At 38.0% G+C, this 26782-nt stretch carries 27 protein-coding genes and 1 pseudogene; 23 read left to right on the forward strand and 5 right to left on the reverse strand.

All coding sequences use genetic code 11. The features are described from left to right. Positions 1 to 74: 74 nt before the first annotated feature. Complete coding sequence (locus IGL31_RS02150; protein ID WP_086299876.1) at positions 75 to 971, forward strand: LysM peptidoglycan-binding domain-containing protein; 897 nt, start codon at positions 75 to 77, stop codon at positions 969 to 971. Positions 972 to 1025: 54 nt separating this feature from the next. Here the strand turns inward: IGL31_RS02150 and IGL31_RS02155 are convergent, their stop codons facing one another. Beyond that, on the reverse strand, positions 1026 to 2396 hold the full coding sequence (locus IGL31_RS02155; RefSeq protein WP_002297903.1) for an amino acid permease: 1371 nt from the start codon (positions 2394 to 2396) through the stop codon (positions 1026 to 1028). A 237-nt stretch (positions 2397 to 2633) separates the two neighbouring features. On the opposite strand from IGL31_RS02155, the gene IGL31_RS02160 reads away from it, so the two are divergent. The 7 genes from IGL31_RS02160 (at position 2634) to IGL31_RS02190 (ending at position 10026) form a co-directional block, all read left to right on the forward strand. Continuing rightward, a complete protein-coding gene (locus IGL31_RS02160) occupies positions 2634 to 3380 on the forward strand; it encodes a metal ABC transporter ATP-binding protein (protein WP_002293686.1) in 747 nt (248 codons plus the stop codon). Then, positions 3377 to 4216, forward strand: a complete 840-nt coding sequence (locus IGL31_RS02165) for a metal ABC transporter permease (protein WP_002286845.1) — start codon at positions 3377 to 3379, stop codon at positions 4214 to 4216. Before IGL31_RS02160 ends, IGL31_RS02165 begins: the two co-directional genes overlap by 4 nt. Then, positions 4217 to 5167 (forward strand): metal ABC transporter substrate-binding protein, encoded by a 951-nt coding sequence (locus IGL31_RS02170; protein ID WP_002286843.1) that lies wholly within the window; start codon positions 4217 to 4219, stop codon positions 5165 to 5167. A 139-nt stretch (positions 5168 to 5306) separates the two neighbouring features. Beyond that, positions 5307 to 6059, forward strand: coding sequence for a hypothetical protein (locus IGL31_RS02175; RefSeq protein ID WP_002286840.1), 753 nt, complete (start codon positions 5307 to 5309; stop codon positions 6057 to 6059). A gap of 18 nt (positions 6060 to 6077) precedes the next feature. Beyond that, positions 6078 to 7229: a tRNA epoxyqueuosine(34) reductase QueG gene (gene queG, locus IGL31_RS02180; RefSeq protein WP_002293684.1), complete on the forward strand. Its 1152-nt coding sequence runs from the start codon at positions 6078 to 6080 to the stop codon at positions 7227 to 7229. A gap of 383 nt (positions 7230 to 7612) precedes the next feature. Continuing rightward, positions 7613 to 8221: a LysM peptidoglycan-binding domain-containing protein gene (locus tag IGL31_RS02185; protein ID WP_002286836.1), complete on the forward strand. Its 609-nt coding sequence runs from the start codon at positions 7613 to 7615 to the stop codon at positions 8219 to 8221. Between the two features lie 167 nt (positions 8222 to 8388). Then, positions 8389 to 10026, forward strand: a complete 1638-nt coding sequence (locus IGL31_RS02190; protein WP_086299875.1) for a phosphoenolpyruvate carboxykinase (ATP) — start codon at positions 8389 to 8391, stop codon at positions 10024 to 10026. Between the two features lie 71 nt (positions 10027 to 10097). On the opposite strand, the gene IGL31_RS02195 is transcribed toward IGL31_RS02190, so the two are convergent. Together IGL31_RS02195 and IGL31_RS02200 are read right to left on the reverse strand one after the other, a co-directional pair. Next, entirely contained in the window at positions 10098 to 11210 is a 1113-nt protein-coding gene (locus IGL31_RS02195; RefSeq protein WP_002286834.1) for an NAD(P)/FAD-dependent oxidoreductase, read from the reverse strand. Positions 11211 to 11284: 74 nt separating this feature from the next. Then, positions 11285 to 12658 carry an MFS transporter gene (locus tag IGL31_RS02200; RefSeq protein WP_002293681.1) on the reverse strand — a complete coding sequence of 458 codons (1374 nt, stop codon included), beginning with the start codon at positions 12656 to 12658 and terminating at the stop codon, positions 11285 to 11287. 220 nt (positions 12659 to 12878) lie between these two features. Here IGL31_RS02200 and IGL31_RS02205 point away from each other — a divergent pair, with 220 nt between their 5' ends. From IGL31_RS02205 to IGL31_RS02245, 9 genes are all read left to right on the forward strand, one after another. Next, the gene (locus IGL31_RS02205; RefSeq protein WP_002325134.1) at positions 12879 to 13496 is read left to right on the forward strand and encodes a GyrI-like domain-containing protein; all 618 of its coding nucleotides are present in this window, start codon (positions 12879 to 12881) and stop codon (positions 13494 to 13496) included. A 97-nt stretch (positions 13497 to 13593) separates the two neighbouring features. Continuing rightward, entirely contained in the window at positions 13594 to 14049 is a 456-nt protein-coding gene (argR, locus tag IGL31_RS02210) for an arginine repressor (RefSeq protein WP_002286829.1), read from the forward strand. Positions 14050 to 14066: 17 nt separating this feature from the next. Beyond that, positions 14067 to 15569: a phosphomannomutase/phosphoglucomutase gene (locus IGL31_RS02215; protein WP_002286827.1), complete on the forward strand. Its 1503-nt coding sequence runs from the start codon at positions 14067 to 14069 to the stop codon at positions 15567 to 15569. 94 nt (positions 15570 to 15663) lie between these two features. Then, positions 15664 to 15870, forward strand: a complete 207-nt coding sequence (locus IGL31_RS02220; RefSeq protein ID WP_002293677.1) for a hypothetical protein — start codon at positions 15664 to 15666, stop codon at positions 15868 to 15870. Positions 15871 to 15955: 85 nt separating this feature from the next. Then, positions 15956 to 16357: an organic hydroperoxide resistance protein gene (locus tag IGL31_RS02225; RefSeq protein WP_002286825.1), complete on the forward strand. Its 402-nt coding sequence runs from the start codon at positions 15956 to 15958 to the stop codon at positions 16355 to 16357. Positions 16358 to 16514: 157 nt separating this feature from the next. After that, the gene (locus tag IGL31_RS02230) at positions 16515 to 17843 is read left to right on the forward strand and encodes an FAD-containing oxidoreductase (protein WP_086299874.1); all 1329 of its coding nucleotides are present in this window, start codon (positions 16515 to 16517) and stop codon (positions 17841 to 17843) included. Positions 17844 to 17864: 21 nt separating this feature from the next. Beyond that, entirely contained in the window at positions 17865 to 18491 is a 627-nt protein-coding gene (locus tag IGL31_RS02235; RefSeq protein WP_002286816.1) for a cysteine hydrolase, read from the forward strand. 182 nt (positions 18492 to 18673) lie between these two features. Next, on the forward strand, positions 18674 to 19255 hold the full coding sequence (locus IGL31_RS02240) for a TetR/AcrR family transcriptional regulator (protein ID WP_086299873.1): 582 nt from the start codon (positions 18674 to 18676) through the stop codon (positions 19253 to 19255). Positions 19256 to 19986: 731 nt separating this feature from the next. Next, positions 19987 to 20562, forward strand: a complete 576-nt coding sequence (locus IGL31_RS02245) for an SOS response-associated peptidase (RefSeq protein ID WP_086299872.1) — start codon at positions 19987 to 19989, stop codon at positions 20560 to 20562. 204 nt (positions 20563 to 20766) lie between these two features. Here IGL31_RS02245 and IGL31_RS02250 read toward each other — a convergent pair whose 3' ends face one another. After that, entirely contained in the window at positions 20767 to 21105 is a 339-nt protein-coding gene (locus tag IGL31_RS02250; protein WP_086299871.1) for a hypothetical protein, read from the reverse strand. 295 nt (positions 21106 to 21400) lie between these two features. On the opposite strand from IGL31_RS02250, the gene mazE reads away from it, so the two are divergent. The 5 genes and pseudogenes from mazE to IGL31_RS02275 all read left to right on the forward strand — a co-directional run bounded on the left by mazE (position 21401) and on the right by IGL31_RS02275 (position 24146). Beyond that, positions 21401 to 21631, forward strand: a complete 231-nt coding sequence (gene mazE, locus IGL31_RS02255) for a type II toxin-antitoxin system PemI/MazE family antitoxin (RefSeq protein ID WP_002323011.1) — start codon at positions 21401 to 21403, stop codon at positions 21629 to 21631. Beyond that, on the forward strand, positions 21631 to 21972 hold the full coding sequence (locus IGL31_RS02260) for a type II toxin-antitoxin system PemK/MazF family toxin (RefSeq protein ID WP_002302307.1): 342 nt from the start codon (positions 21631 to 21633) through the stop codon (positions 21970 to 21972). Before mazE ends, IGL31_RS02260 begins: the two co-directional genes overlap by 1 nt. Before the next feature lie 849 nt (positions 21973 to 22821). Further along, positions 22822 to 23007 carry a hypothetical protein gene (locus IGL31_RS02265; RefSeq protein WP_086299870.1) on the forward strand — a complete coding sequence of 62 codons (186 nt, stop codon included), beginning with the start codon at positions 22822 to 22824 and terminating at the stop codon, positions 23005 to 23007. A gap of 504 nt (positions 23008 to 23511) precedes the next feature. Continuing rightward, entirely contained in the window at positions 23512 to 23706 is a 195-nt protein-coding gene (locus IGL31_RS02270) for a hypothetical protein (RefSeq protein ID WP_002295146.1), read from the forward strand. A gap of 190 nt (positions 23707 to 23896) precedes the next feature. After that, a pseudogene (locus IGL31_RS02275) lies at positions 23897 to 24146 on the forward strand (transposase). A 243-nt stretch (positions 24147 to 24389) separates the two neighbouring features. Here the strand turns inward: IGL31_RS02275 and IGL31_RS02280 are convergent. Continuing rightward, positions 24390 to 25220, reverse strand: coding sequence for a manganese catalase family protein (locus tag IGL31_RS02280; protein WP_002286789.1), 831 nt, complete (start codon positions 25218 to 25220; stop codon positions 24390 to 24392). Between the two features lie 207 nt (positions 25221 to 25427). Between IGL31_RS02280 and IGL31_RS02285 the strand changes: the two genes are divergently transcribed. Continuing rightward, the gene (locus tag IGL31_RS02285) at positions 25428 to 26762 is read left to right on the forward strand and encodes an ABC transporter substrate-binding protein (RefSeq protein ID WP_002286788.1); all 1335 of its coding nucleotides are present in this window, start codon (positions 25428 to 25430) and stop codon (positions 26760 to 26762) included. Positions 26763 to 26782 lie beyond the last annotated feature (20 nt).

The following is a 26782-nucleotide window of genomic DNA, read 5'->3' on the forward strand; positions in this document are numbered from 1 at the left end:
GGCAATTATTTGCTACAATAAGAATATGAAGCGTTTGATAACGCTATTATACATAAAAATTGGTGGTGAAAAAAATGTATGATGAAAATGAGTGGGGAGAAAATGTTCGGATGACCCGAAGAAGACAGCAAAAACAGGCAGCTCGTAAGCGGATGATCATGATTGGGGCAGCAGTTGCCGTGTTTTTGATCATAGCAGGAGGAGTTGCGGGTCTATATTTTCATGGAAAAAATTCGTCAGAAGCGAAAAGTACGACCATAACGGAAACAACGACAAAGAAAACAGAGACGAAACAAACAAGTGAGTCATCAACTAAAACAAAAGAGACACAAACTTCTGAAGAAAAAACAGCAAATGGTTTGCCAGAGCAACTTCAAGCAATCGTAAATGATTATTCGAAAAAGATCGAAGAAAAGACGCCTGCATTGATTGAAGAATACCAGACAGAAATTCAGGGAAATCAAGAAGGCATAGCTGGTTTATCAGCAGTTGCTAACCAAAAAGCACGTGAGCTTCAAGCAATCTCCGACGAAGGGATCAGAAAATTACGTGCAGCGTATCAGGCAGCAGAAAATAAAGACGGTGTAGACTTAGATACTTTGATCAATCAATTATCGGCTAATTATACGAATCATGTAGCTAAGATTTCCGATATTTATTTGCAGACTAGCGCCTCTCTTCAAGCAGAGTCAACAAGCACACAAGACACAACATCTTCTGATTCTGAGACGGCAGAGTCGGTAGAAGCTTCTGAAATGCAAGCTCGAACAACACAAGACACAACAGATCCCTCTGAAACTAATACCAACAGCGCGACTTCACAGGCTGCGACAACCGTAGTTTTGGAAGGAGAAGGTCCAAATCAAATAGCCGAACGAACTGGCGTACCAGTAGAAACAATCTTGTCGCTGAATGGGATGAGCATGGAGAATTATTTCCTGACTCCCGGTGAGACGCTAAAATTGAATTGATAAAAGCAATAAAAAAGAACGAAGCTTCCACTAAGGTGAAGCTTCGTTCTTTTTTTATTTTCCGGTTCTTTTTTCGCGTACAAAGTAATGGATCGTCATGTAAAGCAAGAAAACGAGTCCAATAATCAATGAGATTCTCGTTTCAGGATTGATAAACATGAAAATCAATACGATAGCTAAAAAAGCAAGTGTCACATAATTCGTATAAGGAGATAGTGGCATTTTAAAAGGATGATCATGCATTTTATCTGCATGCTTCTTTTTGAAGCGAATCTCGCTGATCAAAATCACTACCCAAGGAACCATACCAGGCAAAATACTTGAGCTGTATACGAAAACGAAAATATTTTCTGACTGGTTGATGAACATTGGTAGAAGATAATTTAAGATCAGACCAATTAAGATTCCACCTGAGATTGCTACGACAGGATAAAAAGGCGCGCCGTGACGAGAAAGTTTCAGAAATTTTTTAGACATCTTTCCATTCATGGCAAGTGTATAGACCATACGACTTGCGCTGAAAATCCCTGAATTGCAACCTGATAATGCCGCTGTAATCACGACAAAATTAATCAGTCCTGCAGCAAATGTAATGCCGACTTTAGAAAAAGTTTGTACAAAAGGTGAACCAATCTCACTCAATTGATTCCACGGATAGACACTCACAATGATAAAAATAGCACCAATATAAAAAATCAAGATTCGACCGATAGTGGACTGGACAGCTTCAATGATCGTCTTTTTAGGATTCTCTGCTTCACCAGCAGTCATTCCAATCAGTTCGATTCCTTGATAGGAAGCAACAACGATCGATAATGCAAAGAAAAATCCTTTGACGCCTCCAGTGAAGAATCCACCATTTTTCCAAAGATTTGAAATCCCTACTGCCTGACCATGATTACCAAATCCAAATAAGATTACCCCAAGACCTGCAATGATCATCAAAATGATCGTTATGACTTTGATGATCGAAAACCAAAATTCTAATTCGCCAAACGCCTTGACAGAAATAAGATTTGCCAGCATAAGAAACAAGACGACAATGATCCCGGGAATAATTGCCGGCAAATCAGGCCACCAATAATTCATATAAGATCCTACAGCAATCACTTCACTTATTCCTACGACAATATATTGAAAAATATTACTCCAAGCGGTCAAGTAGCCAGCCACAGGATGGATGTACTCGCTCGCGTAATTTGCAAAAGAACCAGTCGAAGGATCAACGTAAAGCATTTCGCCTAAAGCACGCATAATCAAATACAAAAAGAATCCTGCAATCGCATAGGCTCCCATCACTGAGGGCCCTGTCCAGCGTATGGTTGAGGAGGCACCCATAAACAGACCGACACCGATCGTTCCACCTAGTGCGATCATTTGGATATGACGGGCACTAAGACTTCGAGTTAACTTTTCTTCTTCCATACAAAAACTCCTTTCGTTGTTGAGTCAACAAGAAAAAATAATCAAACGTTTCAACACATGTTTTTCATTATTAGGTTAGCCTTATTGAACTCTTGATGTGATTCTACAGAAAATTTTCATAAAATGCGAGGAAAATTCGAAAAAAACTTTTTCATCATTCTACTTGAAAATGCTTTCCATTTTAGTTAAACTATATTTAAATAAAAAGTTAGGTAAACCTAAAAAGGAGTGTAAGATTTGGAACGTACGGCCATTGTAATTCAAGACCTTTCAGCCGCTTATCAAGGGAAAACTGTTTTGAAAACTATCAACTTGACGATAAATCCACAAAAAATTACCGGTATTATCGGACCAAACGGTGCAGGAAAATCAACATTTATGAAATCTTTGCTAGAGTTGATACCAGCTACTACTGGTAAAGTCACCTTTTCTGGACAGCCGGTAAACTCAGTCCGTAAAAAAATAGCCTACGTGGAACAGCGAAGTGAATTGGATCTTTCCTTTCCAATTGATGTATTAGGCGTTGTACTTTTAGGAACATATCCATCTTTACGAATTGGACAAAGACCTGGGAAAAAAGAAAAAGAACGTGCAAGACAAGCTTTGAAAAAAGTAGGGATGGAAGAATATGCCAAAAGACAGATCAGCGAACTATCGGGTGGACAGCTTCAGAGAGTTTTTATTGCAAGAGCTCTAGCCCAAGGAGCAGAATGGATCTTTTTAGATGAACCATTCGTAGGGATTGATGCGTTAAGTGAACGAAAGATCTTTGACATCTTGCAGGAATTGAAGAATTCAGGAAAAACGATTTTGATCGTCCATCATGATCTTCATAAAGTAGAAGAATATTTCGATGAGGTTATTCTTTTAAATAAACAGCTGATTGCTTCCGGTCCAGTACAAGAAGTCTTTACATCGAAGAACCTTCAATTGGCCTATGGTGAGATCATCAGACATTTAGTAAAAGGAGGAGAGAAAAAATGATCCAATCCTTTATTGATGGATTAATGAATTATCAATTCCTGCAATACGCTTTGGTCACTTCCATGCTTGTAGGACTTGCTTCTGGAGTCATCGGTTCTTTTATTATTTTACGAGGGATGTCTTTGATGGGAGACGCTATCTCTCACGCAGTTCTTCCAGGTGTAGCCATTTCTTATATGTTTGGTTTTAGTTACATCTTTGGAGCCACTGCTTTTGGGATGCTAACAGCAGCAGTGATTGGTTTCGTGACTCAGCGGAGCCGATTGAAAAATGATACAGCGATTGGAATTGTCTTTAGCTCCTTTTTTGCATTAGGGATTATCTTGATTTCATATGCCCAGAGTGCGACAGATTTGTATCATATTTTATTTGGGAATGTCTTAGCTGTTAGGGAAAGCGATTTGTTGCTGACAGCACTCGTTAGTGGAATCGTCTTGATATTTGTCTTTTTCTTTTATAAAGAATTGAAGATCACATCGTTCGATCCGACAATGGCAAAAGCTTATGGGCTGAACACATCGCTGATCCATTATCTTTTGATGTTCTTTTTGACATTAGTGGCTGTAGTCAGTTTACAGACAGTAGGAACAATCTTGGTGATTGCCATGTTGATCACACCAGCCGCCACGGCTTACTTGCTAACGAACCATTTACTGAAAATGATCATTACAGCTGCAGGAATCGGTATGCTAAGTGCAGTTGTCGGTGTGTTTTTCAGTTATAGTTACAATTGGCCATCAGGAGCTACGATCGTGTTAGCATGTACCGCATTTTTTATCCTTGCTTTTTTATTTTCTCCAACAAAAGGAATTTTATTTCAGAAAGGAAGCAGATAGATGAAAACAAAAAAATCACTCTTTTTAATCTTGGCAGTTAGTTTCTTGGTATTAGCCGGTTGCGGAAAGCAGGCTTCTGACCAAGCGGATGAAGGAAGTAAAGAAAAGTTGTCAGTCGTGGCTACCAATTCGATCTTGGCGGACATGGCAAAAGAGGTCGGAACAGATCAAATAGATATCCACAGTATCGTACCAGTCGGAACAGATCCGCATGAATATGAAGTACTACCAGAAGACATCAAAAAGGCAAGCGATGCAGATGTTATTTTATACAACGGTTTGAATCTTGAAACAGGTAACAGCTGGTTCGATAACTTGATGGAAACGGCTAAAAAAGAAGAAGGAAAAGATTATTTTGCAGTTAGCAAAAATGTAGAACCTCTTTATTTAACTAGCGGTGAAGAACATACAAAAGCAGATCCCCATGCTTGGCTAGACCTATCTAACGGAATAAAATATGTGGAGGAAATCGCACGTATATTCTCTGAAAAAGATGCAGAAAATGCGACACTCTATAAAAAAAATGCAGAAGCATATGTGGAAAAACTAAAAGAATTAGATACACAAGCGAAGGAAAGTTTTGCTTCTATCGAAGAGAACAAAAAATTATTAGTAACAAGTGAAGGGGCATTCAAGTATTTTTCACGAGCATATGATTTGCCAGCAGCTTATATATGGGAGATCAATACAGAAAGTCAAGGTACGCCTGATCAAATGAAAGCGATCATTGATCAGATAAGAGCAAAAGAAGTACCGGTTTTATTCGTGGAAACCAGTGTAGACTCAAGAAGCATGGAACGGGTAGCAAAAGAAACGGGTTTGAAAATCTATGATAAACTGTTCACTGATTCCATAGCAAAAGAAGGAGAACAAGGAGATTCTTACTATCAGATGATGAAATGGAATATTGAAACGATCCATGAAGGTTTGTCACAAACAAAAGAAAGCTGAAAAGTGCAAGGTCTAGCTTGAGGAGCAGGCCTTGCATTTTTTATAAGAGATATGAAAAAAATTATGCTGTTTTTCGTCGTACAGATACCTTTTTTGAAGAAATTCCGTTATAGTTAGAGTAAGGAAGGAAGGTGTGGCTATGAATTTTACACGTAAAGATAAATATACGATTAAAGAAGAAGTCTTTCGATTGATCAGCCAGCAGGAAAATACCGACAAGGATCAAGACCTTCAATTTCTTGAAGCAGAATTAGCTAAATTATTCATAGCAAATCAAAATGAGACAACAGAACCAGATGAAGAGCTGTACATAGGCAAATGGTTGTTTGATGAATTTCAGCCTTTAGATGAAAATACCGGTATCGGTTATTTTGTGTTCCTTTCTCCAGTCGGCTTCACACCTGGCGTATTAGTTAAACAAAACGACGAAATAACCGTCAAAGCATGGCCTGCATTATTTTCAGTCATCAAAGCAGAAGGAGTAATCAAAAAGATCCAGTCGGCCTATTATAAAAGTCAATTTATTGCCAACAGCAAATTAATGAATATGTTTTATAATCGTCTAGTAGAAATTGCCAGGCCTGGGAAAATCCCGCAAACATTCACGTACACACAGCAAAAAAATCTCTATGAAGAAGTATTGTATTCCCGCGATCTGTCTGAGTTTTCGCCATGGGAAGAGGTAAGGCTCCATGAACTGTTAAGTACAAAACCAGTTTCATTGAATTTTTTTAATGCATTAGATAACAAAAGAAAATTAATTTCAACAAATTATTGGGAAGTATTTGCTGCAAGAAAAAAATGGATGGAAGAAAAGAAGATTGCCGATCAGCAGATCCAGTTTGTCCAGCTGAAAAAAGAAAAACTATATTATGGGTTATACAGCCGTTAACAGCAAGCGAGGAAGACCATGACATTAAAAGAAGAAATCATACAAGAAAGCAAACGATTAGGAATTGACAAAATCGGGTTCACCACGGCGGAACCTTTTGATTCATTAAAAGAATCGTTGGAAGAACAAAAAGCAGCTGGCCATACTTCTGGCTTTGAACATCCAAATATCGATGAGCGTCTTTATCCTGAAATGACATTTGATCAGCCGAAATCGATCATTTCCATTGCACTTGCGTATCCTACTAGGATCCATGAAGAAGTGCCTAGGGATGAAAAACGCGGGCAGTTTGCTCGTGCTTCTTGGGGGATCGATTACCATGATATACTAAGAGACCGTTTGAACCGATTGATCGAATTCATCCAAACAAGAGCAGAAAAATGGCAAAAAGAAGAGGAATGGCGTCTAGCTCCGCAAGTAGATACTGGAGAACTGATCGATGTCGCTGTAGCACAGCGAGCTGGTTTAGGATTTATTGGACGAAACGGATTGTTGATCACTGAAGAGTTCGGTTCATTTGTCTATCTTGGTGAGATCGTTACTAATATTGTATTTGAGCCTGATAAACCAGGAGAATTTGGTTGCGGTGACTGTATGCGCTGCGTGACTGCTTGTCCGACAAAAGCATTGCTTGGTGACGGAAGAATGAATGCCCAGCGATGTTTGTCTTATCAAACTCAGACAAAAGGGATGATGCCGGAAGAATATCGTAAAAAAATGCGAAATGTCATTTATGGATGTGATATCTGCCAGTTAGTCTGCCCTTACAATCAAGGAAAAGATTTTCATTTTCATGAAGAGATGGAACCAAAAGTAGACGAAGTATATCCAAAATTAAAGCCAATGCTTTCGATGTCTAATAAAGACTTCAAACAGCAATTTGGGCATTTAGCTGGTTCATGGCGTGGGAAGAAACCTTTGCAGAGAAACGCATTGATTGCTTTAGCTAATCTAGGTGATCGAACGGCATTGCCTGAGATTTCAGAATGTTTAACAGATGTCCGCCCTGTCATCAGAGGAACAGCAGCTTGGGCTATTGGACGTCTAGGAACAAAAGAACCGGAAAAATGGCTTGATGTATTAGATGAAATATTAGCTAAAGAAACAGAAGAAGTCGTTATAAACGAATTGGAACATGCCCAGAAATTATTGCGGAGAAAGTTAAAATAAAAAAATAGTTAACATTATTCAAAGTTTTTGTCCAGTAATTGTTGTAACAATTACTGGTTTTTTTGTATTTTTTACATTTTTTTAAGAGAATTTGATAAAAATCAAAAATTTTTTTGCTTTTTTTTATGGATTATTGCAGTGAATGTTACAGAATCTGCGTTTTTCATTCAAAAATAAAAAAACATAGAAAAACGATTACTTTGCTTATACAACAAGGATTTTATGGTTTTGTATCAAAAAAATATTTGTTTAAATGTTACAAATATTAAATAATTCGTCATTTTGTCATTAAATGTCATGTTTCTTTTACCTATGAAATATTTCTAAATGATAAAGTTAATAGCGTCGAAAGAATAAAAAACGGAGAAAAAAAGGAGTTTAATATGAATTCATTTAAGAAAATTGTTTTAGGTACAACTTTTGCTGCTGGTGCTACTGCAATGTTTGTAGGAACTACAAATGCTCACGCTGATGAAGTTTATACAGTAAAATCAGGTGATTCATTATCTAAGATCTCACAAAAATTTGCAGGAGACAACTCAATGATCGATGCAATTGCTGAAAAAAATTCGATCGCAAACATCAACCGCATTTATGTTGGTGAACAATTAACAATCCCAACTTCAAATGATTCTTCAGCAACAACAGAAAACAAAACAACAGAAAATACAGCATCTACAACTGAAACAGCAACGCAAGAACATACATACGTTGCACCTGTTGAAACAGTTGAAGTAGCTCCTGCTGCCCCAGCTGCTGCAACAGCGCCAACTTCAAGCTCTGCAAAAGAATGGATCGCACAAAAAGAATCAGGCGGTTCATACACAGCTACTAACGGACGTTACATCGGCCGTTATCAATTAGATGCTTCATACTTAAACGGCGACTATTCAGCTGCCAATCAAGAACGTGTAGCAGAACAATATGTAACATCTCGTTATGGTTCATGGGATGCTGCTAAAACATTCTGGTTAGCAAACGGCTGGTACTAAGCCGATAAAAGGAAAATGATGAAACCGAGAAACTTGTTTATTCAAGTTCTCGGTTTTTTTGTGTGAAAAATAACTCGTTTGCTTCCCACAGCGCAGCAGTACAAATAAAAACTCGAATAATGTATAATAAAGAAAACGTTTTTTTGTTTAGGGAATGAGGAGGAGCCATGAGTACAAAAGAGAGTCTCGAATTAGAGGAAATCACAAATGAAAATCCACTGTTATCCAGTATTCGATCCATTGTTGAAACGGCATTCTACGGTAATAATGTTCAAGAAGTTTTTGACAGGAAGACAGCTTATCAACTAGCAAAAGGGAGTCCAGGAACGATCATCACAGATTTAACAATCTCACATGCTGAAGAACTAGATTTACCAGCTGATGTCAGGACACTAGTATTCAATGATGGAAGCATTGTGGGAAGAACAGCAAGTGCTCGGCGGATCTTTGAGGACTTAGACAAGGAACAAAGCAAATACGAGAAAATTTTAAGAGAAGCTGTGTATCAAAGTCGCAAGCGCCAGTTTTACCATACAAAAGTAATCGTTGGCCTATCTGAAGAATTTTCTGTGCAAAGTCATTTGCTGATTCCAGAAGGATTTGAGAACAATTTGTATTCTTATTTGCTGAATTTTCAGCCAGCGAATTCGAAGATCTTAGAGACTTATCAAAAGTCTGTTTCCTTTGATGAGGGAGATCTTTATATCTTTTGTGATCCCGAGTGGACACATGAAACATTTCCCAATGGACTCATTTTGTTTGATGCTCTCCATAATACAGCGGCTGTGCTAGGATTACGTTACTTTGGAGAATTAAAAAAAGCGACTTTGACGCTTGCTTGGGCATTGGGAAATCGCAATGGCTTTATTGCCTGCCACGGTGGGATGAAACAATATGCTAGTAATGACCAGACCTATACGATGGCTGTATTTGGGTTGTCCGGTTCTGGAAAATCAACGATCACCTTAGCAAAACATACGGAAGGTCACTCTGTTTCGATCTTGCATGACGATGCTTTCGTTATTTCTCGAAAAAATGGTTTTGCTACTGCCTTGGAACCTTCTTACTTTGATAAAACACAAGACTATCCGTCTGATGATCCGGCCATTTCTTCTTTTCTTACTTGTCAGAATGTGGGCGTGACATGTACAAGTAAAGGAGAAAAAGTCCTAGTAACAGGAGATATACGAAACGGAAATGGGCGGACAGTCAAATCACGTTATGCGACACCCGACCGAGTCGATCATCTTAGCGAAAAGATCGATGCTGTTTTTTGGATCATGAAAGATGATTCGCTTCCGCCAATTATCAAGATCAATGACCCGGTTTTAGCAGCGTCTTTTGGTGCAACATTAGCAACAAAACGATCAGACGCGGAAAATATCACTACAAAAAGACAGCTAGATGAGCTAGTCATTGAACCATTTGCTAACCCTTTCCGTGTCTATCCTCTTAGGGAAGACTATCAAGCTTTTCGAGAGTTGTTTTTGAAACAGCAAACAGCCTGCTATGTCCTGAATACTGGATATTTCGATGATAAAAAAATCAAACCTGAAACGACATTGTCAATCGTTGAAAGAATCGTGCAACAAACGGCAGAATTCAAGTCGTTTGGTCCATTTGAAGACATCCACTATTTACCTATACCAGATTTTCCTGTTTCTTTTGAGGATACGTCCTATAAAAATCTGGTGAAACAACGACTTGATATTCGTTTACGATTCATTGAAGCTCAGATAGGAAAAGATCTCTTGCCAGATGAAGCAAAAGAAAGTTTGGAGAATTTGATTCAGAAATTGAACTAAAATAACAGCTTTTTCAAGAAGTAATCCATGCGCAATATCGCTCGGGATCCTTACTTGAAAAAGCTGTTTTTCTATGATGGATTTTTCGTAATATAGGTGGAGATGTCCTTTTGATAATCTTCCGTAGGCCAATGACCAGTATTTAAGAAGTTGGCTAATAGATAGCCGATATAAGGACCTGTGGTCAAGCCAGAAGAGCCTAGACCGCTAGCAGCCAGTAAGCTTGGATCATCTGGCAGTACGCCGAAAAATGGGGAAAAATCTGACGTATAAGCACGGGTACCTACACGGAACTCGTATGGCCAGTTTTTTATCTGATCTGGATCAGTCAAGAACTGTTCTGTACTCTTAGTCAATCCCTTATAAGCTTCGCTAGTAGGAGCCAAATCCCAGCCTTGATCGTTTTCATGGGTAGCACCTAAAAGGATCTTTCCATCCATGAAAGGAATGAAATCAGCTTCTCCGTCAAGCATAGCAACAGGCCAGTCTTGACTCATCTTATAAGATGTCTGAAATGCTAAGAGCTGCCCTTTTTGCGGACGTATATCTGCAGCATAGCCTAATTCTTGTAATAAAGGCTTAAGTGCCGGGCCAGGTGTCAAAATTACACGATCAGCTGTGTATTCTCCAAACGGTCCCTTGATGAGCCAAGAATCGCTCTTCTTATGCAAAGTGACTTTTGCCTGGATCTGCTCCATTTGTTTTTGTGCTAAACGCTGACCAAGATGTTCTAAATATGCTTTTCCATCCAGACGACCACCACCACTGATACGCAGTGAAACTGCTGGTTTCAATAACGGAAGTGCTTGAGATGTCTGTTCAGGTGAAAGCCATTCGATGTTTCCAATTTCTGGCGCTTCTTCTTTTCGTTTCTCGGCAAGAACAGCCAATTCAGCTAAATCTTTTTCAGGTCGAAGCAAAAGTGTCCCTGATTGTGCGTAAATCGTTTGATCAAGTTGGAAATCTTTTATAAGTTTAGGGAAAAAAGCAGCGCCGTCTTTAGCCAGACGATACCATTGTTTGTTTCTGCGTTTCGACAACCAAGGGGAGATAATCCCAGCGCTAGCTTTAGTTGCCTGTCCTGTCCCTTCATCAAATAAAGCAACATTGAATTTTGATGTATCTAAGTAACTGGCTAGGGTCATACCAATGATCCCGCCACCGATAATGGCAATTTTTTCCATAAAAAAGCCTCCTTTTACAAACAACCATTTTCACACAAAAAAACGGCAGATGCAACACCTGCCGTATATGGAATCTACGCTTTTTTAGCAAAGAACAGATAATAGGCGAATCGAGCAAAGCTTACGAGAAGCAACAGCAACAAGACGCCTAATGCTGCTTTTGATCCTAATGTAGTAGACACTTCATAGTTATGGGAAGTATGATGCTGGACGTAATTGATAATGACCGCTACTAATGAAGTAGCCACAGCGCCAGAAAACTGCTGCAAGGTATTGAACATTGCGTTCCCGTCTCCTTGTAGTTCTTCATTCAGTGCATTCATTCCGGTGGTCATCATATTGCTGTAAGATAATCCGATACCGATCATATAAAACACATGACAAGCAATCAATACACCCACTGAAGCGTGTCCTATGAGTAGGAATAATGCTAGCCAACCAATCAAAGAAAGAATCAGCCCAGCAAAAATTGGCTTCTTCGGACCATATTGATCCAGCATTTTCCCGGAAAAAGGAGAAAGCAAAGCACCAACCGCTGCGCCGGGAAGCATCGCTAATCCAGCGACAAAAGGACTACTTCCTTGAACGATCTGAAGGAAATTCGGCAAGACAAAAGATACACCAAGTAATAAAAACTGATAAACTAAGAAGCCAATCAAAAACAAGCGGAATGTTTTATTTGAAAGAATAGACAGTCGGATCAGCGGATGCTCCACTTTTTTACTTCGATAGTAAAAAAGGAACCAGCCAATGCCGCCGATGATTAAAGCAATCCAGCTGGAAACTGTTCCCAACGTACTCAAAAATGTTAGACTTCCACTAAACAAAAGACAAATTCCTAAAACGCTTATCCAATCCAAATAACCACTTTTTTGTACTGCCATCTCGGGAATAGCAAACCAGCCGATAATCAAAGAAAGAATCAAAACGGGCACAAGAAACAGGAAGATATGATTCCATGTAAAATGTGAAGTCATAATGCCTCCATAAGTGGGACCAATTGCTGGAGCAATGGCCGTTGTCAAAGTACCGACACCCATCATCGCGCCTCGTCGATTGAGGGGGGCAAACGTCAAGATAATATGGAACATCAACGGAAGAGCGATACCTGTCGCTGCCCCTTGGAGCAATCGACCAAACAATAGGACCATGAAGGTAGGAGAGAAGAAATCGATCATTATACCTGCCAAGAAAAGCAGATTTGAAGCTAAAAAGAGTTTTTTGAGACTAAAATTGCGATTCAAATAAGTAGACAGCGGAACAATGATCGAAATCATCAAAAGATAAATCGTTGTTACCCATTGGACTTGTGCGGTCGTTAAATCAAACTGTCTGATAAGAGTTGGGAAAGTTACATTCATGGCCGTTTCGATCAATACGCCCGCAAAAGACATCATCCCTGTTGCAATTACTGCAGGTACTAAAAGCAGCTGTTTTTGTTTTGTCATTTACATCACCTCTAAAAAATTTCGTAAAAAAAGAGAGTGATTTCTATTATAAAAATAGAAACCGCCTCTCTCTCGACACGCCGAAACGTGTTATCTGTACGATTTATTTACTTCACTTATTCTAGCACAAACTGAAAAATAGTGTCAACACGATTAGCCAAGTCACTCAAAAAGAGGTATGATAATAAATAACTAAATGGAATTTCGCGGAGGAAGAAAAATGGAAAAAATTGAATGGCGTAAAGACAAGAGCTATAGTATGAAAAAAAGCCCGCAAATACTAGAGGTTCCTAAAAAACCATTCTTTAGCATCAGAGGGATCGGCGACCCGAATCAGGAAGACTTTAAACGAAGAGTAGCCTGTCTATATGCAGTCAGCTATGCAATACGCATGTCGCCTAAAAAAAATTGGCTGATTCCTGATTATCAGATGTATACTGTCTATCCACTGGAAGGACAATGGGGACTGCAAGAAAAGTATTTGCATGAACCAGTGATGAAAAAAGAACATTTTTCTTATCAATTGATGATCCGACAGCCTGACTTTGTTACAGAAGCGATAGCACAAGAAGCCATTCAGCGTTCTAGCAAACTTCCGGAAGACTTGAAAGAACAAGTAGTATTCAAAAAGATGGAAGAAGGTCTTTGTGCCCAAATCTTACACGTCGGGCCCTATGACGAAGAACCAGCAACGTTTGAGAAATTAGAAGCATTCATCGCAAAAGAAGGCTATGAAAGAGCTTCTAAAGAACACAAAGAGATTTACATCAGCGATCCAAGAAAATCAGCACCTGAAAAAATGAAGACGATTTTGCGTGTTAAAATAGAAAAAGGTTAGCAACCTGAATGAAAACAAAAAATAAAAGTAAAAAATACCAAAATATGAAGAAATATTACTTATCTTTTGCTATAATCAACATTGAGAGGTGTCTAATATGAAAAAGAAACAGCGACAAGCACTGATCCGCCAGATCATTACAGAACAACCTATTGGGACACAGGAAGAGCTGCTTGCGCGGCTGCATGAAGCAGGCGCCGATGTGACTCAAGCAACGATTTCTCGAGACATTCGAGAAATGAAGTTAGTAAAAAGTCAAAATGAAAACAAAATAGTACGCTATACATTATTTAACCAGCCATCTGTTTCTTTAAATGAAGAACGTTTGCGTACAGCAATTAGACGCGAGGTTTTGCGTATCCAGTCTGTTCAGTTCATGGTCATCGTATTGACTGAACGAAATGGTGCCGATGTGGTAACGAATTGGCTAGATGAAGTGGCTTACCCTGAAGTTGTCGGAACGATGGCCGGTGTAGATACATTCATTATTATTTGCCGCTCAGAAGAAGAAGCACAGCGATTTGCAGAAAAGCTGGAAAAAATGAGGGAATAAATGAGGAGGACTTTTATATGAAAGATATGAAAGCGCTGCAAAATGGATCGGATATTCGAGGAATCGCATTACCAGTTGAAGGATATGAAGTAAACTTGACGACAGACATGGTAAAAAAGATCGGCTGGGGACTAGCAAACTGGATAAAGAAAAAGAAGAAATCAACCGATCCAAATAAAAAATGGACGATTGGGATTGGTCATGACAGTAGGATAAGCGGACCAGCACTGAAAGAGGCGTTGATCCAAAGTCTGAAAGAACAAGGGATACATGTCATCGATTTCGAATTAGCTACTACGCCTGCTATGTTTATGTCCACTCAATTTGAACAGTTCTCGTGCGATGCTGCGGTTATGCTGACTGCTAGCCATCTTCCCTATTATTATAATGGAATAAAATTCTTTACCTCAGAAGGAGGAGCAGAAAAAGAAGATATTGCTTTTATCCTATCACAGCAGCAAAAAATAAAAAGCGAACAAACTGGAAGCGTAGAAAAAGCAGACCTTTTGACACCTTATGCGCAAGATTTAGTCACAAAAATTAAAAAGGGGATTGGAACACTAGAAAGCAAACCACTAAATGGTTGGAAAATCATTGTTGATGCCGGAAATGGTGCTGGTGGATTCTTTGCTGAAAAAGTATTGAATAGCTTAGGTGCGGATTCAACAGGTTCCCAATTTTTGGAACCAGATGGCCGATTTCCTAATCATATCCCAAATCCTGATAATAAAGAAGCGATGGAAAGTATCAAGCAGGCTGTTTTAGCAAATGAAGCAGATCTTGGGATCATTTTCGATACAGATGTGGATCGTTCTGCAGTTGTCAGTGCTTCTGGAACAGTGATCAATCGAAATAATTTGATCGCAGTATTAAGTACAATCGTATTAAAAGAGCATCCAGGAACAAGAATCGTGACGAATTCCCCTACTTCTTCTCATCTACAAAGATTCATTGAAGAAAAAGGAGGCATCCAAGTTCGTTATATTTCCGGCTATCGAAATGTAATCAATAAAGCATTAGAACTTAACCGTCTTGGGAAAGATACACAGCTAGCCATCGAAACAAGCGGACACGCTGCATTCAAGGAAAATTATTTTCTGGATGATGGTGCATATGTCATCGCAAAGATCCTGATGCTTTTGCCAGAATTAAAAAGAAAAGGTATCACATTAGATGAACAAATCAAAGAGTTGAAACAGCCCGTAGAAGTACAAGAAATCCGACTAAAATTGTTCAGCGATGAACCACGCGAACAAGGAAACAAGATATTAGAAGAAATGAAGCGACTGTTGGAAGAAGAAAAAGGGATGAACTTCGACCCGGAAAATGAAGAAGGTATTCGGTATGATCTAGAAGAGCCATACGGAAACGGCTGGTTTTTGATCCGTTTAAGCTTACATGAGCCGTTACTAGTATTACAGATAGAAAATGATGAATTCGGAAAGAACAAGTTGGCGTTAGTAAAATTAGCAAAATTATTCGGACATTTTTCTGATCTTGAATCATTAACAGCAGAATAAACCAGTCTTTTTGAAAGGCTAGTTGCTTGGACGGCAAAAAAAGTGGTATGGTTAAATCGAATGCTGGTAGGGAGACCAGCAAAAGGAGGAAAAAATGGTAACGAATATGGTTATTTTTTTAACAGTATTGGTTTATGGGGTCAACTTTCTGGTATATATGTATCTTAAAATCAATCATATAAAAGATTATGTAGAAAAGATTGCAATTTATTTTGGAACAAATATGACGCTGTTGTTCACGAGTAGTATTTTTTTGTTTTTTGGAAAAATAGTAGAAGACGGCATTCTGGTATTCGAATAAGCAGAATTTTTGTAGAAAGCGCCTTACTTGTCATACACTATAATTATAGCCAAGTAGCAAATGGTCAATCGAAAGGAGCAGTACAATGAAAAAAGCATACGAAACAGCAATGATCAACCATGGCGGGCGCAATGGAGAAGTCGAGGCACCAAATGGCTCGATGCATATGAAAATCACTCCTCCAGGAATCCATGCAGAAGGAACAAATCCAGAACAATTATTTGCAGCAGGTTATGCTTCTTGTTTCAATGGGGCGGTACAACATATGATCAAAGAAGCAGGAATGACAGCAGAGTCCACAGTAAAAGCACGTGTCTCTCTTTATAATTTAGATGATGGCGGCTATCAGATCGGTGTAGTGTTAGAAGTGCATATCGATGGCATCAGCGAAGAAGAAGCCCAAAAAATTGCAGAAGATGCGCATGAATTCTGCCCTTACTCCAAAGCAACTAGAGGAAATATCGATGTAGAAGTAACGATTGTTTAGAAGAATAAAGGAAATCGAACCAGACTAAAAACGTGAAAGGACCGCTTTTTGTCTGGTTTTTTTTGACAAATAAAGCAGATGATTTGGAGAATAGACAATTATCGGTTATCATATTTTTGTACCAATCGGTAGGTAAAAAAGAAGCGAGGGAAAAAGGATGGAAAAATATCAAAATATTGTGATCGGCTTTGGAAAGGGCGGTAAGACTTTAGCGAAGGCGTTAGCTTCAAAAGGCGAATCGGTTTTAGTCGTTGAAAAGTCAACACGTATGTATGGCGGAACATGTATCAACATCGGCTGTATTCCTTCTAAATCATTGATTTTCAATGGAGAAAGAGGAATCGACTTTACAGAGGCTGTTGCTCGGAAAGAAAAATTGACGGGCATGCTTCGCGCCAAAAATTATCATATGATCAGCGATGAGGCAACTGGGACAGTGATGGACGGTACAGCACGTTTTCTTTCTAACCATCAAATCGAAGTGACGAATAATGGTGAAAAAGTGATTGTTGAAGGCGAACGGATTTTCATCAATACTGGTTCTGAACCAATCATTTTACCAATCAAAGGATTGAATACAAGTCGCTACTTGATTGATTCTACGCAAGCGATGGATCAGGAACAATTACCGGAAAAATTAGTGATCATCGGGGCTGGATATATTGGCTTGGAATTTGCATCAATGTTCAATGAATACGGATCTAAAGTTGTCGTTCTTGATGCCCATCCTGAATTTCTTCCTCGTGAAGATGAAGATATCGCGCAAATGATTTTAGAAGACATGACAAATGCGGGAATCGAATTCCATCTAGGTGTATCTGTAGATCAAGTAGCAGACCAAGAATCAACAGCTGCCGTCACCTTTACAGAAGATGGCCAAGAAGTAACAATCCAAGCGTCAAAAGTTTTGGCTGCAACTGGAAGAAAACCAAGTACAGCATCACTTGGATTAGAAAATACAGATGTTAAACTAACAGATCGCGGAGCAATCGCTGTGGATGAATACCTTCGTACAGATGCAGACAACATTTGGGCGATTGGAGACGTCAAAGGCGGATTGCAGTTCACTTATATTTCTCTAGATGATTATCGAATTATCATGGATCAGTTGAAAGGCGAGAATACACGAACAACGAATAACCGGAAAGCTGTGCCTTACAGTGTATTTATCACTCCAACTTTATCCAATGTAGGATTAACAGAAAAACAAGCCAAAGCACAAGGCGTCAATTACAAATTATTCAAGTATATGACAAGCGGTGTTCCTAAAGCACAAGTATTAGAAGATCCTAAAGGGTTATTCAAAGTTTTAGTCGACCCTGAAACTGACTTGATTCTAGGGGCAAGTATCTATGCGGAAGATTCTCATGAAGTCATCAACTTGATTTCGCTAGCTATGAATGGAAAACTTCCTTATACGTTATTGAGAGATCAAATCTATTCTCATCCAACAATGAGTGAAGCTTTAAATGATGTATTAAAATAAATAACGAATGGAGAATTTATCATGTTCAACAACAAAAATACAGCAGTAGTTCTCACTGACCCGCAAGTCGAGTTCTTGAAACCAGCAGGCGGTGGCTTTGGTTTGACAAAAGATATCTTAGAAAAATACAATACGATCGAAAATATGATCGAAATGGTGAAACAAGCAAAAGAAAAAGGATACAAACTCTTTATTTCTCCTCATTATTTTTATCCACATGACCATAAATGGCAATTTGGCGGTGCAGGAGAACATATGATGCTTGAACAGCAGATGTTTGCTAGAAAAAGTCAATATGAATCAGTTGAAGAAGGTTCAGGAGCTGATTTCATCGAAGAATTGAAACCATATTTGGATGAAAATACGATCATCAGCTCTCCTCATAAAATCTTTGGACCAGAAAGCAACGACTTAGCGCTTCAATTGAGAAAAAATGGAATCGACACAGTGATTCTTGGTGGAATGAACGGAAACTTGTGTAGCGATTCCCATATGCGTGAATTGGTAGAGAGTGGATTCAATGTTGTGGTAGCGACAGATGCAATTGGTGCTCCTGGTCAAGAAGCAATGGATGCAGCGTTGACGAACTTTGGCTTTATTGCAGATCAAGTGATGACAACAGAGGAAGTATTAGAGCAACTATCATAAGATAGGAATTGCTTTTGTCCTCGCAGTTCTTGAATCAATGAACATCTAGCTATATGAGAACAGTTTTATAGTGAGGGCTGTGTCAGATAATTTGGCACAGTCTTTTTTAAACGATTAAGAAGAAAAAATGATGAATTTACTGTATAATATAGGACTATGAGAAATGAAAAAGGAGAATATCATTGAAAACAAAGGAAAAGATCTTGGAAGCGACCAAAGATCTTATTTATAAAAAAGGCTATCATGAAACGTCAATCCGAGATATTCTAGTAGCTTCTGATACAGGAAAAGGTCAATTTTATTATTACTTTTCTTCAAAAAAAGAAGTTTGTCTAGCGGTGATCCATGCGCATATGGACGTATGGCAGACAGAATTGTTCGAAGACATCTTAAATGCTGGAAAACAGCCAGAAGAAGCATTAGAAGAAATGTTGGACTGGATTTTCGCTGATCATGAGACACAGATCACTTATCATGGCTGTCCTGTAGGTAATTTGATTATTGAGTTGAGTACAGTGGATGAAGAATACCGTCTGTTGCTACTAGAATTAGTCAATCAATGGGTCAAGTATACGAAACAAAATATCCTGGCACTTTCTGAAGAAAAACTGTCCGATGCAGAGGCAGACCGTCAAGCCAAAGCGTTGATTGCTGAAATCCAGGGCAGTATCTTATTGTTGAAAGTCACACAAGATCTATCACTACTTAGACAGAATTTCCAATTGATCAAAGAAAGATTGTTAACTTCGCAAAAGGTTCTTTAATAATTAGAGGTTGTGACAGAAGTGGTCAGCTTCAAGAAATAAGAATGAATTTACGAAAATTGCTTCTCAAATTTTTGTGAAATTTCGGCTTATTTTTCGAAGAAGCTACTTCTGGAACACCGTGTATAAGAGGTTGTGAAATCAGCGCTTTGACCTGAGTATTAGAGAAACAAACGGCAAAATAGTTCCTCATATTTTGCCGTTTTTTGAGCTAATACCGAAGGTTAGCTGATTGAACACCGTTTAGTGGAGAGGTTGTGAAAAAGCTGCCCTGCATCAAGTAATAAGAACAGCCAAATAAAAATAGCTGCTCATATTTTTCGTTTGGTTGGGCTTATTACCGCAGATGCAAGCTTTGGAACACCATTTAAGGAAGAGGTTGTGAAAAAGTCGCTTAGTTTCGAGTATTAAGAAAAATTTTGTGAAAATGGCTTTCTACATTTTTGCATAAATTTGGCTTAATACCGAGAAACTGGCTTTGGAACACCGTTTACCCAGAGGTCGTAAGCCTGCCGTTTCACTCCGAGTCACAAGGAACAATTTCAAAAAGCAGCTTCTCATGTTTGTTGAATATTGTGACTTGTGACCGAGGAGTTGGCAGGAGAATACCATTCACTGGAGAGTTTGTCACTTGTCACAACTTTTTTAGTTCTACACAAATTGAAAGCGTTTTGTTGGTGCGAACTTCTTGTTGCAGTGTATGATAGAAAAAAAGATTGGGAGGGATTAGGATGTGTGGTCGTTATTTTTTTGATCTAGAGTCAGAGCTCCTTCAGAATTATTATCGAGAAGCCCAGACGAAACAACCGGAGCAGGCAGCAGAATTAGCAGCTGGAGAAGTTTTTCCGTCAAATCTTGTTGTGACGTTAAGAAAAGAGGAAGAAAACATCCTCACTCCGGAAATCATGAAGTGGGGATTTACCGGATTTAAAAAAGGACAATTGATGATTAATGCCCGTGCAGAGACAGTAGAAGAAAAAAAGACCTTTCATCAACCATTTTTGCAAAATCGTTGTGTTTTCCCAATGAGTGGCTTTTATGAGTGGAATGAAGAAAAAGACAAATTTATGTTTTCAAATAAGGAAAAAATAGTGTATGTTGGCGGTTTTTATCGTAGCCATCAGGATGAAAAAATGGCAGAATCAATCATAATGACTACTGAACCTAACCGCACAGTCGCACCAATCCATGACCGAATGCCGCTTGTCTTGACTGAAGAACAAATCGAACCTTGGGTAACAGATATTTCTTTTGCGCGAAAAATCATTACTCAACAGATGCCTGAATTAGTAATGGAGAAGGTATAACATAATCGATTTTTCAAAGAAAGAGCGGCAAAAAACGAAAAAGACTTCAGCACAGATCCCAAAAACAAAGAGAACAGAAGAAATGCTCATAAGCTGCATATACTGCATCTATAGAGTCACAGTCGACCTTTCTAAGGTATAGCTTCTATTTGTTTTTTACTTGTGCTGCGAGTCTTTTTTATTTATACCTAACGATGTTTATCATTATGACTCTTTGAATTCTTGGAATCTAAAATTCAAACTTAACGACTGGTTGGCAGTTGTATATTCTCTGAGTTTATAGATAAGAGGTTGCCATTTATCCACATTGATATGAGTTGGATCATGTAAAATCCCTTCTTCTACAAAAATAGCTACGATCTCACATTCTACAATAGCAAAGTCTTCTCTAGTTGAAATTCGTTGAACCAACGTTTCTATTTGAATCAGGCATTCTTTGATCCGAACAGTTGAAACTTCTTCACCTGCTAGTTTCGTGAACTTTCCCAATTGAAATTTGCCAGAGCAAAAGGAATAGCCAGCTTTTTGTTTATAATCGGGCATGATAGGATGGCCTGTCGTCTTTGCGATTTTCTCGATTTTTTTCCAAAGCGTTTTTTCTGCAAGATTGAAGGTAGCGGGGAGTTAGCTATAGTATTTGGGTAGCTTTTGGATCCATAGGTTCAATGTTTCTTGGATTATTTTTTTATTTAAAGAAAAAATGAACTGGCTACAATTTATTTCTATTTATATCCAATAAGATATACTTTAAACAAAACAATTTTCTAGATAGTTTACAAAGGGGAATTTTGCGTTACTTAGTGTTATATAGTATACTTTTATTAAGGGAGTGATGATAATGCTTGTTACAAAATCTAGATTACAAGGAAGTTCTGTAGTGGTAACTTTACCTTCTGATAACGGAAAGAAACCTTCAGAAAACCAAGAATATATCGTTGTGTATTCTGATGATGGAACAATTACGTTAGTTCCAAAAATTGAAGATCCATTTAGTGGTGGGGAAGAGGCCGAGTATTATGAGAAAGACGAATGGGAAGATTTAACTCCTGAAGGGAGAGAAATTTTATAGTGTCAGAAGAAAGAATTTATATTCCTAAAAAAGGTGATATTGTATGGATTGATTTTGATCCCTCCGTAGGAAAAGAAATTCAAAAAAGACGACCAGGACTAGTCGTCTCTCGTTATGAATTTAACCGTAAAACAATGTTTTCGGTCATATGTCCAATTACTTCCACTATAAAGAATTTACCGACACGTTACTCATTACCTGAAGAGCTAGATATAAAAGGACAAGTAATTATTTCACAATTAAAATCTCTTGATTTTAAGGAACGAAAACTCAAAAAAATAGAAAACTTACCATTGCAAGACATGGCTAAAATTGATCAGATTATACAGTATATGTTTTAAGCATTGTAAGTAAACTCTATAATATTTTTATATGCTAAACATAACGAAATTAAAAAAAGGCCAAGTAAATGTCGTTCATTCTACTAGTGTGGTCGATGGGATTAATTTCCGTATCTTAAACTAAAGAATATATAGCATTTTAAACGAATGATTGAGGTGATTTCCTCAAGTCATTCGTTTTTTTGTGTCACAAAACTTGTTTTTTCACGACATATCTTAACGTATACGAAAAGTCGCGACAATACTTTAACAGAAAGAAGAAAAAGAACAACTGACAGTTTTAGTCCTAAAAAATCTAAACTCTTTAGATATGAGTAATGTCATTTTAAACTATATCGATGCTCAAAAACGTAAAATTTGGGATCAAGATCTGTCTAGGAAAGAATTTCTATAGTTTAACTGAATAACACAAAAAGGCATAGCATGCGACAAGAAAAACAATGAAAAGAGAAATTTGCCATCACTGGAACATCCGTACAGAAATTAGCATAGATTCTGAAAAATCTACCGCTAGTTTCTATTTAGTTGTTCTAACGACACCAATACTTGTAATGCTCGAAAATGTGCAATTGGGTCAGATAGTGAACCAAAGTAGAATCTCAAAGCGACAATTATGAATGTAAAAGTACCTTTTATGATTAGTTTATTCTCTAATTGATTACATCCCGTATAATTAATAAAATTACTTTACCGATTACACGATCTTATGTCAGTAGAGCTTTTAGGTACACTATCAATACAGTTCATTCCAGTATAATGTAAGGTTTTTTTTATTTTGAGTCACTTTTTGTCAATATTATTATTTACAATACCTTCTATAATAAAAGTTATTTAAGGAAGTGTCTATGAATGAGTAAAAATTCTAAAGGATTCCTAACCATCTTATTAGCTTTTATAGGGTATATGTTGGTTGGGCTGCTAAAATCATACAGTAATGAGTTGCTGAATCTTTCAACATTTATTAATGATACATTAGTTCCAAGTTTGTTTTTCATTGTATTTTTTGCTGTTGGTTATTTTATAATAAAGATATGATGACTAATTTAGCTCAACTATTCCAGCGTCAGCTGAAGATATTGCAATTCCCGATTCCTTAATCATTTATCTGGATGAGACAGAAAGTGAAGTTGCAACAGATATGTATGTAGTTGAGGATAAAAATGATAGTTTAAAAATTAATAGTTCAGATACTTTACTAAGAGTAAGTCCTATCTTTTCAGCTGTTATTTAGATGCAAGTAGCAACTAAGTTAGGTAGTACTCCTGCAATGGATAGGTATTGGTGTGTTCGATATATAAGTGGTCGAAGTATCAAGGTTATGTATACTGGATGGGAGATAGAAGAGTTAAAAATTGGGGGTCACCGCCACAAATGGAATTTAGATTTAGAGGTACCTTAGATTTGGTATAGTTATTAAACACAAGATGGCCTGGTTTGTAGGGAAAGTCGAAGAGTATTTTTCCACTTCTGCGCCCCTTTAATTTTTCTAGTAATGCCGTGAATTTGTGATTAATTGGAAATATGAAGAAAGGAGAGTCTATGAAAACAACACTAGTTCTATTCTATAAAAAGCATCCTTATTTTACACTTCTGATAAATATATTGTTGGCTAGTGTTATCGGGATTTCTGTTGAATATCTAATAAATAAAGATTTCATAGGTTCTGGTTTTTATACGGCTTTATTTCTTGGACTTCTTGAAGCATTTTCCATTTATAAAAAATCAAAAAAATAAAATAGATTGCCGTAAGAGATCTTTTTCATTTCATTTTTTTCTGAAAACCCGTTGTTTCTGTCAGTGAAGCAGCGGGTTTTTAGATTTATTGTCTTTAGACCTAATTGAGCGCGCCGAGCGAGTGAAATACAAAACCACTTGCTATGCGGGTGGAGCAATAAAGGGAAATAGTTTAGCCCGTACAAAGTAGATGTGTAAATACCACATTGTATTCACACCAAAGTATAGAAGAAAAATAATTTATAATCAATATCGAGCCAATATTCAGGAGATCATCAAGAGATTGTGCAAATCTAAAATATAAATTTGGGTATCGACACTTTTGGGTGGAAGGATACTATGTGACAAAAGTAGGACAAAATGAAGCGACCATCAAAAAGTACATTCAAGAACAAGAAAAACATGATAGTGCGTTAGATAAGCTGAGTGTACGAGAGTAAGACGATCCTTTTAAGGGCTAAGGAGTAGTACATAAACCTTTTAAGAGGTGGGCAAAACTGGCAAAGGCAATATGGCTTGAACATAAAATATGAAAGCCAGCGTCTTTAGGCGCTGGCCGGTGTTTTGAGCTTATAGCTCTAGAGAAAACCACCCTTTTGAAGGGTGGTTATGATTAATGACTTTAGTCAGTTTTGCTCACAAAGCGTGTGGAACAAAAAACGGGTGTTTCTACGGGTAGATATTTATTTCTTGAATGGAGGTGTCCCATACATTTTTGGTGTTACTGGTTCTAATTTTGGCGCAGCGCCTTCGATCTTAGGTTCTTTCAACCATTGATATTCGCCTTCGCCGTCCAATGCTTTGCCGCTAGCCCAAGAACCCTCACTACTTTGGTCTCCTTCTGAGAAGTTATAGAAGTCATAAGCAATGTCTTTTCGTTCTTTGTCACGCGGGAAAGTACTTGGGACTAAGATCGAACCTTCTTTTTCTTCTAATTCTTTCACTGCACATTCCCATAGATTTTGATGATAGCTATCTCTTGCAAGGAGAACAGACAGCATATCTTTTACGCCACGATCATCGATCATTTCGTAAATACGTGCTACTTGAAGTCTTCCTTGTGATTCGGCATTTAAATTAGCTCTAAAATCTGCTAACAAGTTGCCACTCGCAATGATATAGGCACCGCTCCATGGATTGCCCACGCTGTCAGCAGGACGAGGTCCTAAGCCAGCTACGATCGCGTGCTGTGGATTCATTCCAGAGATAATGGCACCGATTGTTGGATCTTTTTGCATCGCTGCTTCTTGATCTTCAACAGGCGCACCCTCTAATAAACGAGCAACCATTGTCGCCAACATTTCCACGTGGCCGATTTCTTCTGTTGCAATGTCCATCAGCATATCTTTATATTTTTCTTCTCCTCGGCAGCTCCAGCCTTGGAACAGGTACTGCATAGCTACACTCATCTCGCCATATTGGCCGCCGATCAGCTCCTGCAGATATTTCGCGATTAATGGATTCGGACGATCTGGTTTTGCTTCAAACTGCAATTCTTTCTGGTGTCTAAACATCAAAATTCCTCCTAATCTATTTTTAATACATTCTCATTCTGCTACGAAAGATTAAAAAATTCAAAGAAAACGCTCGCGAATTATATAAAGTATTGGTATCATTAATAATTTTTTTAGAATCATGCCTTATAAATTGTTATTTTCAGAACAAAATGATATCGTTATATTAAAACCGACATCGGTTACATTAAAATTTGGAGGTAAAATATGAAAAAATTATTGTTTACAGGGTTGCTGGCAAGTTCAGCATTGTTTTTATTAGGAGGATGCGGATCAAGTAATGCAAGCGATGCCAGTTCAAGTGCAGCAAATTCTTCTGAAAAAACAAGTGATGGAAGAAAAAATATTGATTTCTGGTCCTTTTGGGGATCCGGTGCACGAAAAGAAGCTATCGAAGAAATCATTGAGGATTTCAATCAATCACAAAACGAGATCCATGTAAATTATAAGTATCAGCCATGGGGTGACATCTGGACTAAATCTTTATCTGCAATAACAGCTGGAAATGCACCCGATGTTATTGTACAGGACATAAATTCCGTTGCCCAAAGAGCAGAAGCACAGCAAGCAACTAATCTCTCCAAATATGTAGAAAAAGACACTTCTAAGGATTTTTATCCGCAGCTTTGGGATACAGTAGAATATGAAGGTGATCCTTATGCGATCCCATTCAATACAGATACACAAGTCATTTTTTATAATAAAAAGTTATTTAAAGAAGCTGGAATCAGTGAACAAGATCTACCGACAACTTGGGATGAATTAGAAGAAACAGCACGTAAACTAGATAAAAAAGAAGGAAAAGAATTTACACGCATCGGTTTTTATCCATTATGGAATTTAGGGGCTGATGTATGGGCGCTAAACGCAGATAACGGGACTAGTTGGTTTGACAAAGATGAAAAAGTCAAGATTGATACTAAAAATAAAGTGGAAGCCTTGGAGTGGATCCAAGACTGGCAAGATTATTATGGGAAAAATACGATCAATAAATTAGAAGCCGAATTTGGGTCTGGTGTATCTGATCCATTTATTTCCGGATTAGTAGCCATGCGTGCCCAAAATATCAATTATTACTCTAGTTTGATGGAAAATGCACCGGATGATTTTGATTTTGGCGTGATGCAGCTCCCAGAAAAAGAAGAAGGTTCAGGCCATTGGTCGTGGGGTGGCGGATTCGTCTTGGAAGTACCATACGGAGCAAAAGATCCTGAGGCCTCTTATGAATTCATCAAATATCTTTCTTCTCCAGAAGTACAAGAAAAATTCGGCGAAAAAAGTTTTGATATCATGGCGAGCAAGACAGCCAATGAGAATTTAGTGAATAATGACAACCTAACGGATAAAGGAAAAATGATCTATCAAATGGCGGACGAAAACTTTAAAAATACGGTGATCACACCAGTTCCTTTAGATGCTCCGGATTACACGACATTAGTGAATGAACAGATTGACCAGATTCTTTTAGGAACAAAATCACCAAAAGAAGGATTGGCAGATGCACAAAAAGCAGTAGAAAACTTAGTCAAGCAAAATCAATAATCCATTTTTGACTGTCTAGG

The organism is Enterococcus sp. MSG3290, assembly GCF_050555565.1.
Classification (GTDB): Bacteria; Bacillota; Bacilli; order Lactobacillales; family Enterococcaceae; genus Enterococcus_B; species Enterococcus_B faecium.

Coding starts and splice junctions, on each gene's coding strand:
- IGL31_RS02150 (WP_086299876.1), top strand. CDS start 75: ATGTATGATGAAAATGAGTGGGGAGAAAATGTTCGGATGACCCGAAGA.
- IGL31_RS02155 (WP_002297903.1), bottom strand. CDS start 2,396: ATGGAAGAAGAAAAGTTAACTCGAAGTCTTAGTGCCCGTCATATCCAA.
- IGL31_RS02165 (WP_002286845.1), top strand. CDS start 3,377: ATGATCCAATCCTTTATTGATGGATTAATGAATTATCAATTCCTGCAA.
- IGL31_RS02170 (WP_002286843.1), top strand. CDS start 4,217: ATGAAAACAAAAAAATCACTCTTTTTAATCTTGGCAGTTAGTTTCTTG.
- IGL31_RS02175 (WP_002286840.1), top strand. CDS start 5,307: ATGAATTTTACACGTAAAGATAAATATACGATTAAAGAAGAAGTCTTT.
- queG (WP_002293684.1), top strand. CDS start 6,078: ATGACATTAAAAGAAGAAATCATACAAGAAAGCAAACGATTAGGAATT.
- IGL31_RS02185 (WP_002286836.1), top strand. CDS start 7,613: ATGAATTCATTTAAGAAAATTGTTTTAGGTACAACTTTTGCTGCTGGT.
- IGL31_RS02190 (WP_086299875.1), top strand. CDS start 8,389: ATGAGTACAAAAGAGAGTCTCGAATTAGAGGAAATCACAAATGAAAAT.
- IGL31_RS02195 (WP_002286834.1), bottom strand. CDS start 11,210: ATGGAAAAAATTGCCATTATCGGTGGCGGGATCATTGGTATGACCCTA.
- IGL31_RS02200 (WP_002293681.1), bottom strand. CDS start 12,658: ATGACAAAACAAAAACAGCTGCTTTTAGTACCTGCAGTAATTGCAACA.
- IGL31_RS02205 (WP_002325134.1), top strand. CDS start 12,879: ATGGAAAAAATTGAATGGCGTAAAGACAAGAGCTATAGTATGAAAAAA.
- argR (WP_002286829.1), top strand. CDS start 13,594: ATGAAAAAGAAACAGCGACAAGCACTGATCCGCCAGATCATTACAGAA.
- IGL31_RS02215 (WP_002286827.1), top strand. CDS start 14,067: ATGAAAGATATGAAAGCGCTGCAAAATGGATCGGATATTCGAGGAATC.
- IGL31_RS02220 (WP_002293677.1), top strand. CDS start 15,664: ATGGTAACGAATATGGTTATTTTTTTAACAGTATTGGTTTATGGGGTC.
- IGL31_RS02225 (WP_002286825.1), top strand. CDS start 15,956: ATGAAAAAAGCATACGAAACAGCAATGATCAACCATGGCGGGCGCAAT.
- IGL31_RS02230 (WP_086299874.1), top strand. CDS start 16,515: ATGGAAAAATATCAAAATATTGTGATCGGCTTTGGAAAGGGCGGTAAG.
- IGL31_RS02235 (WP_002286816.1), top strand. CDS start 17,865: ATGTTCAACAACAAAAATACAGCAGTAGTTCTCACTGACCCGCAAGTC.
- IGL31_RS02245 (WP_086299872.1), top strand. CDS start 19,987: ATGTGTGGTCGTTATTTTTTTGATCTAGAGTCAGAGCTCCTTCAGAAT.
- IGL31_RS02250 (WP_086299871.1), bottom strand. CDS start 21,105: ATGCCCGATTATAAACAAAAAGCTGGCTATTCCTTTTGCTCTGGCAAA.
- mazE (WP_002323011.1), top strand. CDS start 21,401: ATGCTTGTTACAAAATCTAGATTACAAGGAAGTTCTGTAGTGGTAACT.
- IGL31_RS02265 (WP_086299870.1), top strand. CDS start 22,822: ATGAGTAAAAATTCTAAAGGATTCCTAACCATCTTATTAGCTTTTATA.
- IGL31_RS02270 (WP_002295146.1), top strand. CDS start 23,512: ATGAAAACAACACTAGTTCTATTCTATAAAAAGCATCCTTATTTTACA.
- IGL31_RS02280 (WP_002286789.1), bottom strand. CDS start 25,220: ATGTTTAGACACCAGAAAGAATTGCAGTTTGAAGCAAAACCAGATCGT.
- IGL31_RS02285 (WP_002286788.1), top strand. CDS start 25,428: ATGAAAAAATTATTGTTTACAGGGTTGCTGGCAAGTTCAGCATTGTTT.